The sequence below is a fragment of the Ructibacterium gallinarum genome (assembly GCF_014982785.1).
Classification (GTDB): domain Bacteria; phylum Bacillota; class Clostridia; order Monoglobales; family Monoglobaceae; genus Ructibacterium; species Ructibacterium gallinarum.
Genome location: NZ_JADCKB010000016.1, coordinates 16,239 through 34,414, shown reverse-complemented (window position 1 = coordinate 34,414; position 18,176 = coordinate 16,239). Strand labels below are relative to the sequence as shown.

Genomic DNA, 18,176 nt, shown 5'->3' with positions numbered 1-18,176 from the left:
TGTACCTGTTTCTGCATTTTCAGCCTCTGCCTGCTGCTGCGCAATCTGATCTGCAGTCATAATAATATTACCCTCAGCATCTACCATATTTCCGTTTTCATCCATGGTCAGCTGGGAAGTGGCATCTATTCCAGCAGCATCTGTTCCAGTTTCTTCAGTGGTTTGGGCCGCCTCATTTTCCGCATTGGTCTGATTATACACATTAATCGCCATTGCCGCAAAGGTAATAGAAGACACAATAAATAAAATTGCAACAACAGCTGTAAATTTCTTCAGCATAGCATCCACGGTTCTTCCCTTGTTTTTTCCAAAAAAGGTTTCTGCACCGCCTGCAATTGCACCGGATAATCCCTGCTGTTTACCGTGCTGCAAGAGCACAACTACAATAAGTGCCAGGGAAATAATTACATGGATAATGGTCAAAGCTATCATCATTTTTAAAAACTTCCTCCTCGTTTTCTGTATCAATCTCGAACCGTTCCTTAAAACATCTTACGTCCAGTATGTGCTATTGTATCATACACAAGAATATTTTTCAAGTATTTTTTTCAAAAAACTCAAAGTTTTTCAAAAAAACGTCCCAAAACCTAAACTCACGCTTTTTTTACCATCCCATCTTATGCTAAGTCCTGTATTAAAAAACCTGTTCGTAAGTTCACAAACTATTCACATATCTTTCACAAAATATTCACCCACATTTTTTTGAATCTGTTATACTATATTTGTAGCGGGAGAGAAACCGCTACAGAATGCAAATACATAACTCCCTCCCTTTGAAGACCGTTCCCCCAAGCGGTCTTCTTTTTTTGGCTGTACGAGTTCACAAACTATTCACATATCTTTCACAAAATATTCACCCACATTCTTCTGAATCTGTTATACTATACTTGTAGCGGGAGAGAAACCGCTGCAAAATGCAAATACATAACTCCCTCCCTTTGAAGACCGTTCCCCCAAGCGGTCTTCTTTCTTGTTTTTAGATAAACGGAAACATTTACCGTAACAGCTTTGTAAGTTGAAATTTTATGAAAGATATGCTATACTATTTTCTTGAGTTCTTTCATATAAATATATAAGCAATGAGGACAAAGTCTTCTATCTGTAAAAAGATTTTTTAAACTACCGCCAAACGGCGGACTGAAGGAGTGTTTACTTATGAAAAAGTATACGTTTTCCCTGCGCATGCTCATATTGTTTCTTTGTGCAGCGATTTCGATCCAGTTCTTCTGTGGACCGGACGGCGAAAATCAAGCGCAGGCCAAATGGAGTGAGATGCGCGGAGTGTGGGTCTCAACCGTAGCAAATATTGATTACCCTTCACAACAAACCACGGATGCAAACGTTTTAAGAAACGACCTGATTACCCTACTTGACAACTGTCAGGCAATGGGATTTAATACTATTTTCTTTCAGGTGCGTCCCGCCAGTGATGCATTATATGCGTCCTCCATTTTCCCTTGGTCACGGTATTTAACTGGTACCCAGGGAACTGCGCCGGATCAAAATTTTGATCCGCTGGCGTTTGCAGTTGAAGAAGCACATGCACGGAATATGGAACTTCACGCTTGGATCAATCCTTACCGGATCACCAACTCCTCGGCGGACAACGACAAACTCGCATCCAACAACCCCGCAGTACAACATCCTGAGTTGGTTATTTATGACAGTGACGGAAAAATGTACTACAATCCTGGAGACAGTGCATCCATCAATTTGATTGTGGATGGCGCAGTAGAAATTGTAAAGAATTACGACGTTGACGGTATTCATATGGATGATTATTTTTATCCCTCCGGAGATTTCAACGATGATACCACTTATTCTTTCTATAAAGATGAATACCCTGATAAGGGGGACTGGCGCCGGGCTATGGTAAATAAGCTGGTTCAGCAGATGGATGAAGCTGTACATGCAGAAAATCCAGATATTGAATTCGGTATTAGTCCCCGTGGCATTTGGGCAAATGCTTCTGAAATGCCGGAAGGCAGTGATACCAATGGCGGGGGGTCTTATAATCAAATCTATGCCGACTCCCGTGCATGGGTAAAAAATGGTTGGGTCGACTATATTATGCCTCAAATTTACTGGAATATTGGATACGAAATTGCTGACTATTCTGTGCTGACACAATGGTGGTCTGATGTGGTAGATGGTACGGATGTACGCCTCTACATCGGTGAAGGCGCTTACCGCACCACCTCTAGCACCCTACCGGCATGGACAGGAGATAATGGGACCAATGAGCTTCGCCAGCATGTTGCTTTAGGACGCAGCAATGATCTGATTTCCGGTTATTGTATGTTTACTTACCACACTTTTTTGGAAAATCGTGCGATATTTGATCTAATGACCGAACTGAACGCACAACCAGCAGTATCCCTGAGCAATGGAGAAGAACCGTCCGATCCGCAGACTCCGGAAACCACTCCGGAGCCTGCTCCCGAAACCGATTCTAATGCCGATTCCGAGCAATCTGATGTCCCTCTTGTAACGGACAAGCCCGAGGATGAAGCTTACGTGAACAAATTCCAGGATATGGATGATTATTGGTGGGCTATGGACGCAGTCAATGCACTTGCTTCTCAAGGAATCATCCGCGGCCGCAGCGAAACAGAATTTGACCCGGATTCTTATATCACCCGTGCAGACAATACAGTGCTTCTTCTGCGGATTTTAGGAAAACAAGCCGAATTTGAAGATAACTTTGATGACGTCTACCCGGGAACTTATTATTACAATGAAATTGGCATGGCCAAAACACTTGGAATTGCCCAAGGCTATGGTAACAACCTGTTTGACCCTGACAATTATATTAAACGGCAAGATATGGCAACTCTGGCATACCGTGTCCTACAGGAAGAAAATATACTAACTGCCATACCCAACACAGCCGACCTCAATGCCTTTTTAGACAAAGATAGTATTGATTTTTACGCAAGAGATGCAATGGCTGCCTGCGTGGGTGCAGGTTTAATGAGCGGTTATGGCGATGGCTGGATTAATCCTCAGGGCAATGCCACCCGAATTGAAGTTGCTTTATTTATGTACCGTATTCAAAATCTAATGCAAAATAGCCAAACTCTGACAGAATAAGTTTGAATGGACAAGCCATAGTATATTTTAAAAAATGCAGTCAAAGCCTACATGAATGTTGCAGGCTTTGGCTGTTTTTTTGTTTTAGAAGGCTTTTTATAAAGTATAATTTTTCTATTTGGGGAAATACTATCCGCAGGTGATAATATGGAAAAGAAAACTCCCATTACGGCGGAAATTCAAAAAAGTTTCGATTATATTAAAGAACGCTTTCAGGTCCCGCAAAATTTTGATTTTATTGTCCGCGAATTTCAAGTAAAATTTAACGATGGCTATGCGGACAGCTTTTTGATTTTTTATGATGGTATGGCTAATAAAAATTTTATTAACCGTGACCTAATGCGAAGTCTGCTGCAAAGTGGCGTTGATGCCTCTTTATCGGCTCCGCGGGAAGAAACGATATTTAAAAAAATGACTGCCTTAGGTCCGCTGACTATGGTACGTGATTTTGAAACCGTTGAAGAAACTGTAACCTTTGGAAACTGCCTGCTTTTTGTTGACGGATGCGCCTGCGCATTTGCTGCCGATGTCAAAGGCTGGAGCGCCCGCGGAGTTGGTCAGCCAATCCAGGAAGCCAGTCTTTCCGGTCCACAGGAAGCCTTTAATGAAATTATTATGACCAATCTTGCCTTGGTTCGTAAAATATTAAAAACAGCTGATTTGGTAGCCGAAAATATTAAGGTTGGTTCTGTCAGTAAAACTCCATGCGCACTCTTATATCTAAACGGCGTTACTAACGAAAATTTGGTGGCCGAAGTACGCCGTCGTCTAGAAGGAATTGATACTTCCTATATTTTTTCTGCCGGCGATGTAGAAATGATGATTGAAGACAACACTTATTTTCCCATGACACATATTCTAAAAACGGAACGCCCCGACCGTACGGCCGCTATGCTTGCAGAAGGGAAAGTGGCAGTCATTGTACAAGGCAGCCCTTTTGCCCTGATTCTTCCCACCACCGCCTCGGATCTGACCGAAGCTGCCGAAGACAGCTACGTTCGTGTTCCGGAAGCTAACTTTATGCGTCTTGTCAGATTGGCGGGTATGCTCCTCTCCGTTCTGCTTCCAGGGCTTTTTATTGCAATCATGCTGTATCATCACGAAATTTTGCCAACAGACCTTTTGCTTGCCATTGAAGAAAGCAGGGAAAAAGTCCCCTTTCCGTTGGTCGCAGAACTTATTTTAATGGAACTTGCCTTTGAACTGATCAAAGAGGCCTCCATCCGGGTCCCCAGCCCGGTTGGCTCCACCTTGGGTATTATCGGAGGCTTGATTTTAGGACAAGCCGCAGTGGAAGCACATATTGTAAGTCCAATCCTAATTATTATTGTATCCATTGCTGGGCTTGGAACCTTTGCCGCACCCACCTCTTCACTGGCGCGCTCGATGGCACTAATCCGATTTTTATTTATTATCTTTGGTGCCGCTTCCGGTCTGCTGGGATTTCTTTGCGCACTGTGCATTACCGCCGCACTACTTGCCGCCTCAGAATCCCTTGGTGTCCCCTTTCTCTCCCCTCTGGCGCCTAAAAACGGTGACTCCATCTGGGGTTCTCTCCTTATCCGTCCCATTTGGAAAAAAGAGCACCGCCCCCGCAGTCTACAGGCAAAAGATCCAATACGTCAGCCCCATATTAGCCGAAAATGGATGCACAACGGAAAAGGAGGTAACTCATAATGCATACACAGAGAAAATACCTGGGAAAGTGGGAGTTAGGCTGTATCGTTTTCAACTCATGCATATATAAGATATTTACAACTTATCCCCAAAATTTTGGTAAAATCAGCGGTTCTGCCGGCTGGCTGACCGCACTTTACACTGGCATCCTTTTTTTAGTGATATTGTTCCTTGTATTGACAATACTCCTTCGCCGTGAAAAACCTTACTCTCTCGGATCCAGTTCTGCCGCACACACCGCCGCTAATGGGATCCGGCTGCTCTTTTTCTTGGCCACTCTTGGTTCTGCCATCTATGCGCTGCGGGAATGTACTACCGTACTACAAACCGTTTCCTATGCACATTCTCCCTTATGGTTTTTAATGTTCTTTTTTATTCTGGCAGCAGTCTTTACTGCTGTGTGTGGCGCCCGCGCGGTTTATCGAATGCATTCTCTGTTGATTTTGCCGATTGGAATAGTTACATTGGCCATTGCCGCTTTAGGATTAAAATATGCTGATCCTCTTTATTTGGCACCCATTCTGGGAACCGGGCCAAGTCAAGTTTTCATTCGAGGTTTATCTACACTGTTTTTATACAGCGATATTATTTTCATTTTTTTACTTTTCCCCCACTGCCGGCCAGAAGTAAATATTCGGAAAACCGTAATGACAGGTGCAAGTGCGGCGGTTTTTGTCAATGTTTTTCTCATTACTGCCGCCGCTATGGCTGAGCCATTTGAAATGGGCGGCTCTTTCGGCGTGCCGGTGTATCCCTTGGCCAAAACCGCCTATTTTGGAAGTTTTTGGTCCAGGCTTGACGCTGCCTATTTGACAGTCCTTATCTTATCTTCGATTCTCTATTTAGCACTGACACTGCACCTGGCTGCTTTATGCGCACACGGTATTCGCCTTCATAAAAAAAAGAAAAGGGCACGGACATTTCCAAAAACTTTATGCATTTTCTTAATCTTTTTTATGATTTTTTCTCTCTCCGGCTGTTACGATGGCCGAGAGGTAGAAGCAGGTGCATACCTAATTGCCCTGGGCATTGATAAAGGAGAAGCCTCTGCTTATCGCTATACTTTCCAGCTTTCCAATCCTCTTAACATGGGGGCCATTACCGACACCTCCGGTATGGGTGGAGAAAATGAAGGTGAAGACCAGGAAAATACCTCTTCCAAAGAAACACCAGAAATTAATAAGACTGTCAACAACATAATAATCGAAGATGACGATTTTTATCTGGCATTAAATCAACTGAAAAGTCATCTAAGTAAAGAACCAGAACTTTCGCATTTAAAGGTGATTGCCTTTTCCACTGCATTAGCCGAAGAGGGATTAACAGATATTACATCTGTCTTGTTGAAAGAACGGGAAATACGTCCCAGCACCAATCTTTGCCTAGCCGATTCTGCCGAAGCATTGCTTACACAAGTAAAACCCACTCTGGAACAAAGTACTGCAAGATATTATGAACTTCTGTTTCAAAATCAAAATACCCCTTATGCGCCTGTAACCGAATTGCGGGAATTTGCAGCTTGCGCCGTAGATTCCGGCAAAGACCCTGTATTACCTATAGCAGATAAAGAAAAATTGATGGGCATGGGAATTTTTCAAAATGGTAGGCTTGTCTCCCGCGCTGATGCACAGGAGGCAATGCTTTACAAGTTGCTAAGCGGCACTGCTCATCATATTTCTATTCAAGCTGGCAATTCCCTTTTTGCTGTGACCAGTCAAGAAAAATCTAAAATTGAAATTCAGTTGGAAGGAAGTACAGCGCAAATTCAAATTCATCCTACATTGAAAGCCGATTTAATCCACGGTACGTTAGAAGATGCTCCGCTGCTTGCCGCAAAATTAGAAGAAGAAATGACTTCCTTTGTGCAAAAAACCTCCCGGCTTCCAGCAGATATAATCGGAGTGGGTAGAAAAGCACGCTTACAATTTTTGACAGAAACAGACTGGAAAAATATTGACTGGTATACAATTTTTTCAAATTCTACAATTTTTACCAAAAGTAACATAAAAATAGGATAAAATGTAGAATTTTTACAAAAATTTAAAAAATTTTCTATTTTTCTCTTGACTTTTCTCTTCCATAATGTTATGCTTATACCAGATCTTGAGTTAAATGAGAAAGGATGTGGCATATATGGCGATGAAATCAACAGGTATTGTAAGAAAAGTAGATGAATTAGGGAGAGTAGTACTGCCGAAAGAGCTAAGAAATACACTGCATATTGCACAGAAAGATCCTCTGGAAATTTATGTTGAAGGTGACACGATTATTTTAAAGAAATACGAACCAGCCTGTATTTTTTGCGGGAGCGCAAGCAATGTTATAAATTTTAAAGACAAAAAAGTCTGCACAGAATGCATTGCAGAAATGAATCAAAAATAATATTTTTTCAAAGGCTTAACTGCAGTTTATTGGTTTATATTAGAAAAAAATTTTTAGCACTTTCAATATAAAAATTCCTGTTTTGCATAATGCAAAACAGGAATTTTTTTGGGCAGTCACTTTCCAGTGCTGCCCAATCATTTATTTTCTATTCACTTACTGTCCGGACGAACTGCTGCTGGAACTGCTTCCGGATGAACTTGATGTTCCCTGCTGTTCAGCGTACTTGGTCTGGAAATCATTTGCCGCAGTTTCAATGGCCGTCAAAATATCCTTAACAGACATTTTCTCCATCATACTTTCGTTTACCTTAATCTTAGCCTGCTCTTTCCAATACCCTTCCAGCTCATATTTTCCAGGAATTCTCTTAATAATATGATATCCGTAAGATGTTTCAACCAAATCGCTGATTTCATTCAACTTCAGTTTAAACGCCGCTTCTTCAAAAGCAGGCATCATCTCCCCGGGGCCAAAAGTATAACCAGCTTCTGTCTCTCCGGTATCTTCATTAAATTCCTCCATCAGCGCATCAAAATCTTCTCCACTCTTTGCACGGTTTAAGATTTCTTCCGCTTTTGCTCTTTTATCTTCGGCAGGAGCCGCTTCTTCTCCTTCCGCTGCTTCCGTATCGTTTGATGCAGTATCATCCGTCTTAATTAAAATATGCTTCACGGAAGCTTTATCATCCGGTGTATATTGGTCTAATACCGAGGTATCTTCCGGATAATACTTGGAAGGATTTTTCTCCATATCGCTTTCCACAGCCTGAATATGCTCATACTGGACGATCTTTCTGTTATACTGCTTAATACTTTCCAGCCCTTGTGCTTTTGCATTCAATTCTACCAGCTCTTCTCCATACAAAGCAATCAGCTGCTGGTTCTGCGTTTGCGCAGACATTAACGCTTCTTCTTCATTCCATTCCACGCCATTTTTATCTCCAGCATTCATCAGTAATACTTCTCCGATCGCAGCATCCAACGCATTGTCTTTTACGATGTCTGAAGCTTTTTTCCCATCTTCACCAGTCTGATCCCAATCATACTCCGTAGGAGTGGTCGCACTGGTTGCAGTATCATTCTGGTAATATTCCATTGCTGCCTGATAGATATAATACTTCATATCCAGGTCTGTAATTTCTGTACCGTCTACTGAAGCAATTTTCTTGCCTTCCGGCATATTTTCAATCCATACTGGTATTCTCAGGCATAAAAACAATACCAACGCACCAACCACTGCTGTACCAATCAAAGACAGTACCAAGGAACTTACTGTCATAGTCACTTTCTTAGGTTCTTTGGGTGGTTCTATAAACGCCTCATCTGACCAGCTGTCATCTTCGCCCTCTGCCGGAATTTCCGACATTTCACCGTTTGCTTCATACCCTGCAAAAGTATCTCCGTCTTCCGTTTGTTCCTGGGATGCGGCGCTGTCAATCTCATCCTGAACTTCTGCTGCAGCCTCTGCCAGTTTTGCATCCAAGTCTTCGCGCACTTTATCCTGCATACTGTTTTCTTCAGGAGTGCCCTTTAGATCTTTGTTTTCATTCTCCACGTTCTACCTCTCCTTTATCTATACAATGCTGTCCGCAACATTCGGACAATTATTCATATTATACAATACTTTACTGAATATTTCCAGTGTTTTTTAAAATTTTATTCAAATGTTTACACTCCGTTCACAAACAGCGGCTTTTCACCGGATAAATGCCCCAAAATTTCGGCTATTGCGGCAAAATATTCTTTTTCTTTACCCGGTTCTGGTTTTTCCAATTTAAAATGAAGCCGCGGTTTATCAGGGTTCGGTAAAAAGATTGATTGGGAGCGCAGCGTAACAAGTTTCACCATTGCCGCTGGATCCGGCATATGCTTTTCGTCAAACTTAAAAATGACTTGCGTAAGATTTCCTATCATTTCCGTCACACCACACCGCTGAGCCATAGCTCTCAAAAGTGCACTTTCCATTAAATTAGCAACAACCTGCGGCACTGTTCCGTAGCGGTCCTCTATTTCATCATACGCATCATAAAGCTCTTCCTGGGTTTCTATAGAAGAAATCCGCTTATACGCCTGTATGCGCTGACTGTGGTTTTGGATATACTGCTCCGGAATATAAGCAGATACCGGCAAATCAATCAGGGTTTCCGTCTTCACTTCCTCTATCTCTCCCCGCTGTTCCCGCACTGCTTCTTCAAGCAACTGGCAATACATTTCATAACCGACCGCTTCCATATGCCCATGCTGCTGAGGACCAATCAAATTTCCTGTGCCCCGAATTTCTAAATCTCGCATAGCTATTTTAAATCCAGATCCAAATTCCGTAAACTCTTTGATAGCCAGCAATCGTTTTTCCGCTTCTGGCGTTAACACCTTATTTCTTCTAAAGGTCAAATAGGCATAAGCCAGCCGGTTGGATCGACCCACGCGGCCTCTGAGCTGATACAGCTGCGCAAGCCCTAAACGATCTGCATTTTCAATAATCAATGTGTTGACATTGGCAATATCAAGCCCCGTCTCAATGATAGTGGTGCAAACCAGAATATCCACCTCTCCATTTGCAACGTCCATCATAATTTCCTCTAATTCCCGCTCATGCATCTGTCCATGTGCTACCGCTACACGGGCCTCCGGCGCCATCTCCGCAATTTTATTTGCCGCCCGGTAGATTCCTTCCACACGGTTAAACAAATAATACACCTGCCCATTGCGGGCGAGTTCCCGCAAAATAGCTTCCCGAATCACATTCTCATCGTATTCCAGCACATAAGTTGCAACAGGCAGCCGATCTCCCGGCGGCTGGTTGATGACGCTCATGTCCCGAATGCCACTAAGGCTCATATAAAGCGTTCTGGGAATCGGAGTAGCAGACAAAGTTAGAACATCCACCTCCCGGCGGAGCTCTTTTAATTTTTCCTTATGTCCTACCCCGAACCGTTGTTCTTCATCAATCACTAAAAGCCCCAGCTTTCGGAATTTTACTGCCTTTCCCAAAAGCTTATGCGTGCCAATTACCACATCAATTTCCCCGCTTGCAAGTCCCTTAAGCACCTCTTTTTGATATGCTCCGGTTGCAAAACGCGAAAGCATACCCACTTGTATTGGATAATCCATCATCCGCTGTTTAAAATTATGGTAATGCTGGGATGCAAGAATGGTTGTAGGCACCAGATAGGCGACCTGATAACCGCTCATAACCGCCTTGAAAGCCGCCCGCATAGCCACTTCGGTTTTTCCGTATCCCACGTCACCGCACAAAAGGCGATCCATAGGATGCGGCTTTTCCATATCTGCCTTGACTTCTGCAATACTGCGGAGCTGATCCTCCGTTTCTTCATAGGGAAAGGCTGCTTCAAAATCATGCTGCCATTCAGTATCCGGCAAAAAAGAAATTCCTTTAAGCTTCGAACGCTGCGCATAAAGTGCGAGCAAACGCTCGGCCATCTCAGCTGCGGCTGCTTTCACACGCTGCCGGGTTTTTCCCCATTCTGTACCACCCAGCTTATTGACACGCACGTGAGCGGTATCTTTAACGGTATACTTAAACACCATATCCAGCTGATCTGCTGGAACATATAACACATCGCTTCCCCTGTACTGAATCTTAAGATAATCCTTTCGCACGCCCTCTACACACAGCTGTTCAATGCCGGTATACTGGCCAATCCCGTGATTCTGATGCACCACATAATCCCCAGGGGATAAATCCATAAAATTAGCAATCTTCTCACTATTCTTTGGCTTGACCCGGCGGCGTTTCTTTTTCATACCGCCAAATATTTCGCGATCGCCCAAGACAGCTACCCGGATCAATGGATATTCAAAACCTCTTTTTAAGCTTCCGCAGGTTACTGTAATTCCTCCTGGATTAGGCAATACCTCTAATGTTTCCTGATAGTTGCAGTGAATCCCTTCTTCCTCGATCTGACGAATCAGGTTTTTTGCTTTGCCCTCCGAACCTGCCAAAATCACCGTTTGATAAATGTTCTGCTGATAATAGCGCAATGCCTCACATAAAAACGAAAGCTTCCCCTGAAACCCCTGCAAGCTTTTTACAGTCAAGCTTTGGATTTGCGCTGGACGATAATCCGGCGTTCTCTGTGATACGCCGCTCATTCCTACTACCCTATACGCAAGCAAACGAGATACCGCCTTATGCCACGCAATACTATATTCCATATCTGGCTGAGCCAGAACCCCACGCTGTGCTAAATCACAAATTTCTTCTGCTTGCTGATTCGAAAGTAGTCCTGCTTTTTCACTGAGGTGCACCGGTTCATCAAAAAAGACAATCGTATCCGGTACAAGATAATCTAAAAGTGTAGGAAATGCCGAATAAATATAAGGAATATACTTATCTAAAGAAGGAAACAACATTCCCTGCTCCAGACGCTCAATGTCCCGGTGTAAAACGGATAATACTTTTTCTGTCCGCTCCTCACTAGGGTTCACCGTCCGACACACCGCTTGGAGAGTATCTATCAGTTTTGTACGCTGTAAGTCCGAGAGCAACAACTCCCGTACAGGATAAATCTCTGCCCTATTTAGCCGCTCTACTGTTCTCTGGCTTTCGGGATCAAACAACCGAATCGAATCCACTTCTGTATCAAAAAATTCAATACGGATAGCCCCATCTATTTCTCCATCGCATGGATAAACATCTAAAATACCGCCCCGCACACTAAATTGTCCAGGCCCTTCCACCATATCTTCACGATGGTATCCCAGTTCCGTCAGTCTGACAGCAAGTTCCTGTAAATCCGCTTCATCACCTTCGGATAGCTGAAATGCTTTTTCCCGGTAAACCGAAACTGGCACCGTCACGCTGGTCAACGCCCCTAGCGTTGTGACCACACAACACATTTCCGGCTTCTCCGTTAAATGCCGCAGGACACGAAGCCGCTCCTGCACCACATCCTGACCGCTGGCCTCCACATCATAAAACAACAAATCTTTCTCCGGAAAGAAAAATACATCTTCACCAAAAAAGAATTTTAAATCCTCGCAAAGATCTTTGGCCGCCGCAACTTCCGGTACCACAGCCAAAGCAGGAGCATTTAATTTTCTGCAGACAGAATAAATCAGGTGTGCCCTGACAGAGTCTGACACACCCGATAACTGTATCGGCGTTTTATTCGATTTTAAAGCACTGACCAAATCTGAAAATTCAGCCAGGTTATCCAGCATCTTTACATAAGCATCCATATTCTTACCTGCTTTAACCATTAAATTGATTCATGGCAGTCTGTGCCCCTTTTGCAATCCATGTCTCTGTTGCCTCAGCCGCACGAATCACGGTGGGAATTAAGATTTTTACTTCCTCTTTCGAAAACTTCCCCAACACATAATCCTTTACATCATATCCGGGATGTTCAGGCGCTCCAATACCCAGCTTAATCCGTGGGAAAACATCGGTTTCTAACTGATAAATGATATTTTTGACACCATTATGTCCGCCAGCACTGCCTTTTTCCCGCATACGCAGCTTACCCACCGGTAAAGAAATATCATCATAAATCACTAGAATGTGATTTTCTTCTATGTCATACCAATCCCGTATTTCCCGAACACTTTCGCCGCTAAGGTTCATAAAGGTCTGCGGTTTGGCAACCAAAACCTTTTCCCCTGCAATTCTTCCCTCGCCGCATACAGCACGGAATTTTTCCTTATTCATTTTAATATCAAATTTTGCACACAAGGTATCCACCGCTTCAAATCCGATATTATGCCTTGTCCCCACATAATTCCTGCCGGGGTTTCCCAATCCAACGATCAAATACATGAAACGTTAATCCTTCCTTCTGTTCTTTGTCACCCATCCATCTTTATTGACCTGCCGTGCTCTTGCAATTGCCAAGGCATCTTCCGGCACCTCATCTGTGATGGTTGAACCCGCCGCCGTATAAGCGCGTTTTCTGACTGTAACCGGAGATACCAGGTTACTGTTACAACCAATGAAGCAATCATCCTCAATCACAGTACGGTGCTTGGAAATGCCGTCATAATTGACCACAACCGTTCCGCAGCCGAAATTCACACGCTTGCCCACATCGGCATCACCCACATAGGTTAGATGCGCAATTTTAGTGCCATCGCCAATATTGGCGTTCTTTACTTCTACAAAATCACCAACCTTGTTGCCATTTCCAATGGAAGAACCCGGACGGATATAGGCAAAAGGCCCCACATGAGTCCCATTTCCTATCCGGCTGTCCATAGCGACTGAATATTGAATATCTGTGTCATTTCCGATCACACAGTTTGAAAGCCTGGTATTGGGTCCCACTACACAGTTTTCACCAATCACGGTGTTTCCCTCCAGAATGGTTCCCGGATAAATCACGGTATCCCGTCCCACCTGCACATCAGCGTCCACCCGCACGGATTCAGGACTGAAAACACAAACTCCATCTGTCATCAATTCCTGTACCTTGCGTTCATTTAAGATTTTATCCGCCTGTGCAAGCTGGATCCGGTCATTTACTCCAAGAGTTTCCTTCATATCCGCGGCAAAAGCATCCACGCTTTCGCCGGATTCCAGCAAAATGGCAATCACATCTGTCAAGTAATATTCCCCCTGGGCATTATCATTATTCAGCTTTCCCAAGGCATAAACCAGTTTTTGAATATCAAACAAATACATGCCTGCATTAATTTCCGTAATCGCTTTTTCTGCTTCTGATGCGTCCTTCTGTTCCACAATACGGACGACAGCATCGTTTTCACGCACAATCCGGCCATATCCATAAGGATCTGGCGCAATCGCAGTAATCACGGTTGCCGCTCTGCCCTCCTCCTGATGAGCGTCAAAAGCCGCCCGAAGAGTTTTAGCTGTAATCAACGGCGTGTCCCCGCAAAGCACCATCACAGTACCTTCCTGGTCTTTTATAGGGGCAATCCCCTGCATAACCGCATGACCCGTTCCCAACTGTTCATATTGATATGTATAGGTTACCCGATCTTTCAGATAACTTTCCATTTCTTCTGCATTATGGCCGATTACCACAATATTTTCGTCTGCACCCGCGGCTTCTGAAGCATCAAGGACCCAGTCAATCAGCGCCTTACCGCCGGCTTTCTGCAACGGCTTAGCGTGTGCGGATTTCATCCTCTTTCCCTCGCCAGCCGCCAGGATCATACTGTATAATGCCATGATTCATTCCTCCAGTTTTAAATTCTCATTTCATTCCTACATTTTTATGGAAACTTTCTATATTATAGCACAGTTTTTTAAAAAATCAACACCCACAAGGCAGTACATGAAGTGCATAATTGATATTTCATTCTTCTACTATGGCACGAATAATCTCTCCAGCCATAACCAGGCCGGCCACAGAAGGCACAAAGCTAATGCTTCCCACTGTCCGTTTTCCTGATGCATCTTGCGGCACCACGCAGGGTTCTTCCCGGGAAAACACCGCCTTGACTCCTGTAATTCCTTCTTTTCTTAATGCCGTCCGCACCAGTTTTGCCAAAGGACAAACCGATGTCTTTTCCAAATCCGCAACTTCAAAACGGGTAGGATCCAGTTTATTTCCCGCACCCATACAAGAAATCACCGGAATACCAGCTTGACGGGCGCGGCGGATCAGCAGCAACTTGGAACGGATCGAATCAATGGCATCGGCCACATAGTCCACATCGGAAAAATCCACCTGCTTTTCTGTTTTTTCCTCATAAAACAAGGTCATCGGCTGCACATGAATGCGGGGGTCAATATCCCCAATCCGCTCTGCCATGACCTCCGCTTTTGCACGGCCTAAGGTACTGTGCAATGCCAATAGCTGACGATTCAGGTTGCTCTTGGCCACAGTATCACCGTCAATCAAAGTGAGCCGTCCCACACCGGCACGGGCCAGGGCTTCCGCGGTATAAGACCCCACACCGCCCAAACCAAACAGCATCACATGCGCTTCCCGAAGCCGCCGTATTCCCTCTTTGCCAACCAGCAACTCTGTCCTGCTATCTTGCTCTTCCATATTTTTCTCCTTTATACCAGTTTTAAAAAGGCTTTTTCAGTTTCATGTTTTTTATCCCGCTCCATCAAATGAAGCACGGCCTCTTCCGCTTTCATACCTTCAAACAAAACCTTATATGCTTCCTGTACGATAGGCATTTCCACATGCAGTTTTCTTGAAAGTGCATAGGCCGCGCGACAGGTTTTAACACCTTCTACTACCATTTTTACCTCATCCTGTGCCTGCTGCAGCGTTTTTCCCTGGCCGATCAAAATACCAGCACGGCGATTTCTTGAATGCATACTGGTACAGGTTACAATCAAATCCCCAATACCGGACAAACCGTTAAAGGTTTCAGCCTTGGCTCCCATTGCGACCCCAAGCCGTGACATTTCCACGATACCACGAGTCATCAGCGCCGCCTTTGTATTATCTCCAAGGCCCATGCCGTCAAGAATTCCCGCACACAGCGCAATTACATTTTTGAGGGCTCCACCCAGTTCTACCCCGAGTACATCTGGATTGGTATAAACCCGGAAATTAGGATTCATCATAATATCCTGAATTAGGTTGGCTGTTGCCTCAGATTCTGCCGCAACCACATTGGTGGTGGGAACACGCCTAGAAACCTCCTCCGCATGACTGGGACCGGACATAACAGCAATCTCGCTTTCTGGCAATTCAGAGCGCAGTACCTGCGAAAGGGTCAGATAGGTATTCTCCTCCAGTCCCTTTGAAATATTTAAAATCCGCTGCCCTTTCTTTATTGATGGTGCCATTTGCCTTGCAACATTCCGTATTGTATGAGAAGGAGAAGCCATAATCACCAAATCCGTATCAGCGCATACACCTATGTCCGATGTGAACCGTACACTTTCTGGAATCTTCACTCCAGGCAAAAATGGTATGTTTTCATGTGATTGCTTTAAATTCTCACTTTCTTCCGGAAAATATGACCAAAGAGTCACCTGATGACCGTTTTCCGCCAGCATAATTGCCACAGCTGTTCCCCAGCCGCCGGAACCCATAATAGTAATTTTTGCCATTTTATGCCTCCTTCTGCGGCTTTGCACCGCCATTTTGCTGTTTGTTTTGTCCCAGTTTATTTTCTGTACCCATAAGCAAACGCTTAATATTTCCACGATGCATAATAATCACCAATCCTGCCAGCAAAACTGTAAAGCACAGATAAGCCCAATCTCCCCAACGGAAAATACAACCCAAAATCACCAAAGTAACCGCCCCAAGCACACTTCCCAACGAAACATATCGGCTCACCGCCATAATCAGAAGGGCAATGGCAACCACAGCCAATCCAATTTTCCAGTCCGCAAACAAAATTGCGACCATAGAAACCAGCACGCCCTTACCACCGCGGAATCTAAAGTATACTGGAAAATTATGTCCTAATACTGCCCCAAAACTGGCAGCATAAACAGCAATACTTTGATATTCTCTACCAATAGAGGAAAGCCGGAAAATCAGCAGGGCCAACAAAATTGCTACAACCGCTTTCAGACAATCTCCCAGCACCACCATGGCAGCCGCTTTTTTTCCATAGGTACGAAGTGCATTTGTAGCTCCGGCATTGCCGCTTCCGTGGCTGCGGATATCATCACCAGACAGTACTTTTCCTACCAGAATCGCCGTACTGATACTTCCAATTAGATAAGCCGCGGCAAATATCACCACCAAATAAATCCATTCCATTTTGTTACTCCCTTTCTACCTGTCTCTTTTCTTTTCCCGTACAATAAACTTAATGGGGGTACCTTCAAAACCAAACTTACCTCTGAGTTGATTTTCCAAATACCGAACATAGGAATAATGAGCCAGGTCTGCCTGATTAACAAACAACACAAAGGTAGGCGGACAAACGCCTGCCTGGGTTGCGTAATAAATTTTCAGGCGCTTTCCTTTATCAGAAGGAGGCTGAACCATAGCAATCGCCTCATTAATCACGTCATTAAGTACGCCTGTGGAAATTCTGCGACGGTTTTGTTCCCGAACCTGATGGATCATCTCAAAAAGACTGTCTACTCTCTGCCCCGTCAGCGCGGAAATGTACACAGAGGGCGCGTACATCATAAAATTCAATCCCTCTTTCACATGATTGCGAAAATTTTTCATGGTATTGGTTTCCTTTTCAACCAGATCCCATTTATTCACCACCACAATAGCTGCTTTTCCCTGTTCATGGACATAACCCGCAATTTTGCTATCCTGTTCCGTAATTCCCTGCTGGGCATCAATCATAATCAGGCACACATCGGCACGATCTACAGCCGAAAGGGCACGCACCACACTGTATCGCTCTACATTTTCATCAATTTTCCCCCGTTTCCGCATACCGGCAGTATCAATAAATACATACTTTTGTCCGTCTTTTTCATAAACACTGTCAATCGCATCCCGGGTAGTGCCAGCTACTTCGCTGACAATGACTCGGTTTTCGCCCAAAATCCGGTTAACTAGCGAGGATTTCCCTGCATTTGGCTTACCCACCACCGCCACACGGATCACATCTTCCTCGTCTTCTTCCGTCTGCGCCGGCGGAAAATACGCAACCACCTCATCTAACAGATCTCCCAGTCCGAGTCCATGGGTAGAGGAAACCGGATAGGGATCGCCCATACCCAAATTATAAAATTCATACATAGCCATAGGCGGTGAACCCGGATTATCCACCTTATTGCACACCAGAAGCACTGGCTTTCCACATTTTTGCAACATTGCCGCCACCTCGCTGTCGGCCGCTGTCATGCCATCCCGGACATTGACCATAAACAAGATCACGTCTGCCATATCAATAGCCAAAGATGCCTGCTCCCGCATTTGAGAAAGAATCACATCTCCGCCAGATGGCTCAATACCGCCAGTATCAATCAAGGTAAATTCCCTGCCATTCCACTCCGCATCAGCATAAATTCTGTCCCGGGTAATGCCCGGCGTATCCTCTACAATGGCAATCCGCTGTCCAGCTATTTTGTTAAACAGTGTAGATTTTCCCACGTTAGGGCGTCCCACCACCGCTACAATTGGTTTCATGTTTTCCTCCTTCCCGCCCAAC

The 18,176-nt window shown here is 44.4% G+C and carries 12 protein-coding genes and 1 pseudogene; 4 read left to right on the top strand and 9 right to left on the bottom strand.

What is annotated here, in order from left to right:
* Positions 1 to 210 precede the first annotated feature (210 nt).
* Positions 211 to 435, bottom strand: a pseudogene (gene secG, locus INF28_RS08300) (preprotein translocase subunit SecG); the annotation flags it as partial.
* 720 nt (positions 436 to 1,155) lie between these two features.
* Here secG and INF28_RS08295 point away from each other — a divergent pair.
* The 4 genes from INF28_RS08295 to INF28_RS08280 all read left to right on the top strand — a co-directional run bounded on the left by INF28_RS08295 (position 1,156) and on the right by INF28_RS08280 (position 7,152).
* On the top strand, positions 1,156 to 3,093 hold the full coding sequence (locus INF28_RS08295) for a family 10 glycosylhydrolase (RefSeq protein ID WP_226393000.1): 1,938 nt from the start codon (positions 1,156 to 1,158) through the stop codon (positions 3,091 to 3,093).
* Between the two features lie 147 nt (positions 3,094 to 3,240).
* Positions 3,241 to 4,770 carry a spore germination protein gene (locus tag INF28_RS08290; protein WP_226392999.1) on the top strand — a complete coding sequence of 510 codons (1,530 nt, stop codon included), beginning with the start codon at positions 3,241 to 3,243 and terminating at the stop codon, positions 4,768 to 4,770.
* Complete coding sequence (locus tag INF28_RS08285; protein WP_226392998.1) at positions 4,770 to 6,788, top strand: GerAB/ArcD/ProY family transporter; 2,019 nt, start codon at positions 4,770 to 4,772, stop codon at positions 6,786 to 6,788. Before INF28_RS08290 ends, INF28_RS08285 begins: the two co-directional genes overlap by 1 nt.
* 121 nt (positions 6,789 to 6,909) lie before the next feature.
* Positions 6,910 to 7,152 (top strand): AbrB/MazE/SpoVT family DNA-binding domain-containing protein, encoded by a 243-nt coding sequence (locus tag INF28_RS08280; protein WP_318961743.1) that lies wholly within the window; start codon positions 6,910 to 6,912, stop codon positions 7,150 to 7,152.
* Positions 7,153 to 7,308: 156 nt separating this feature from the next.
* On the opposite strand, the gene INF28_RS13005 is transcribed toward INF28_RS08280, so the two are convergent.
* The 8 genes from INF28_RS13005 to der all read right to left on the bottom strand — a co-directional run bounded on the left by INF28_RS13005 (position 7,309) and on the right by der (position 18,154).
* Positions 7,309 to 8,706 (bottom strand): peptidylprolyl isomerase, encoded by a 1,398-nt coding sequence (locus INF28_RS13005; RefSeq protein WP_226392996.1) that lies wholly within the window; start codon positions 8,704 to 8,706, stop codon positions 7,309 to 7,311.
* A 113-nt stretch (positions 8,707 to 8,819) separates the two neighbouring features.
* Positions 8,820 to 12,353, bottom strand: a complete 3,534-nt coding sequence (gene mfd / locus INF28_RS08270; protein WP_226392995.1) for a transcription-repair coupling factor — start codon at positions 12,351 to 12,353, stop codon at positions 8,820 to 8,822.
* 13 nt (positions 12,354 to 12,366) lie between these two features.
* Complete coding sequence (pth, locus tag INF28_RS08265; protein WP_226392994.1) at positions 12,367 to 12,930, bottom strand: aminoacyl-tRNA hydrolase; 564 nt, start codon at positions 12,928 to 12,930, stop codon at positions 12,367 to 12,369.
* Between the two features lie 6 nt (positions 12,931 to 12,936).
* Positions 12,937 to 14,301 (bottom strand): bifunctional UDP-N-acetylglucosamine diphosphorylase/glucosamine-1-phosphate N-acetyltransferase GlmU, encoded by a 1,365-nt coding sequence (gene glmU, locus INF28_RS08260; protein ID WP_264175729.1) that lies wholly within the window; start codon positions 14,299 to 14,301, stop codon positions 12,937 to 12,939.
* A 127-nt stretch (positions 14,302 to 14,428) separates the two neighbouring features.
* The gene (locus tag INF28_RS08255) at positions 14,429 to 15,127 is read right to left on the bottom strand and encodes a tRNA threonylcarbamoyladenosine dehydratase (RefSeq protein ID WP_226392993.1); all 699 of its coding nucleotides are present in this window, start codon (positions 15,125 to 15,127) and stop codon (positions 14,429 to 14,431) included.
* A gap of 11 nt (positions 15,128 to 15,138) precedes the next feature.
* The gene (locus INF28_RS08250; protein ID WP_226392992.1) at positions 15,139 to 16,152 is read right to left on the bottom strand and encodes an NAD(P)H-dependent glycerol-3-phosphate dehydrogenase; all 1,014 of its coding nucleotides are present in this window, start codon (positions 16,150 to 16,152) and stop codon (positions 15,139 to 15,141) included.
* A 1-nt stretch (position 16,153) separates the two neighbouring features.
* Positions 16,154 to 16,816, bottom strand: a complete 663-nt coding sequence (plsY, locus tag INF28_RS08245; protein ID WP_226392991.1) for a glycerol-3-phosphate 1-O-acyltransferase PlsY — start codon at positions 16,814 to 16,816, stop codon at positions 16,154 to 16,156.
* A gap of 15 nt (positions 16,817 to 16,831) precedes the next feature.
* On the bottom strand, positions 16,832 to 18,154 hold the full coding sequence (gene der, locus INF28_RS08240; RefSeq protein WP_226392990.1) for a ribosome biogenesis GTPase Der: 1,323 nt from the start codon (positions 18,152 to 18,154) through the stop codon (positions 16,832 to 16,834).
* Between the last annotated feature and the right edge of the window lie 22 nt (positions 18,155 to 18,176).

Bases quoted from the DNA above. Each gene is read 5' to 3' on its own strand.
- plsY (WP_226392991.1), bottom strand. From the start codon at position 16,816: ATGGAATGGATTTATTTGGTGGTGATATTTGCCGCGGCTTATCTAATT.
- glmU (WP_264175729.1), bottom strand. From the start codon at position 14,301: ATGGCATTATACAGTATGATCCTGGCGGCTGGCGAGGGAAAGAGGATG.
- INF28_RS08250 (WP_226392992.1), bottom strand. From the start codon at position 16,152: ATGGCAAAAATTACTATTATGGGTTCCGGCGGCTGGGGAACAGCTGTG.
- INF28_RS08295 (WP_226393000.1), top strand. From the start codon at position 1,156: ATGAAAAAGTATACGTTTTCCCTGCGCATGCTCATATTGTTTCTTTGT.
- INF28_RS08280 (WP_318961743.1), top strand. From the start codon at position 6,910: ATGAAATCAACAGGTATTGTAAGAAAAGTAGATGAATTAGGGAGAGTA.
- INF28_RS08255 (WP_226392993.1), bottom strand. From the start codon at position 15,127: ATGGAAGAGCAAGATAGCAGGACAGAGTTGCTGGTTGGCAAAGAGGGA.
- pth (WP_226392994.1), bottom strand. From the start codon at position 12,930: ATGTATTTGATCGTTGGATTGGGAAACCCCGGCAGGAATTATGTGGGG.
- INF28_RS08290 (WP_226392999.1), top strand. From the start codon at position 3,241: ATGGAAAAGAAAACTCCCATTACGGCGGAAATTCAAAAAAGTTTCGAT.
- mfd (WP_226392995.1), bottom strand. From the start codon at position 12,353: ATGGATGCTTATGTAAAGATGCTGGATAACCTGGCTGAATTTTCAGAT.
- der (WP_226392990.1), bottom strand. From the start codon at position 18,154: ATGAAACCAATTGTAGCGGTGGTGGGACGCCCTAACGTGGGAAAATCT.
- INF28_RS08285 (WP_226392998.1), top strand. From the start codon at position 4,770: ATGCATACACAGAGAAAATACCTGGGAAAGTGGGAGTTAGGCTGTATC.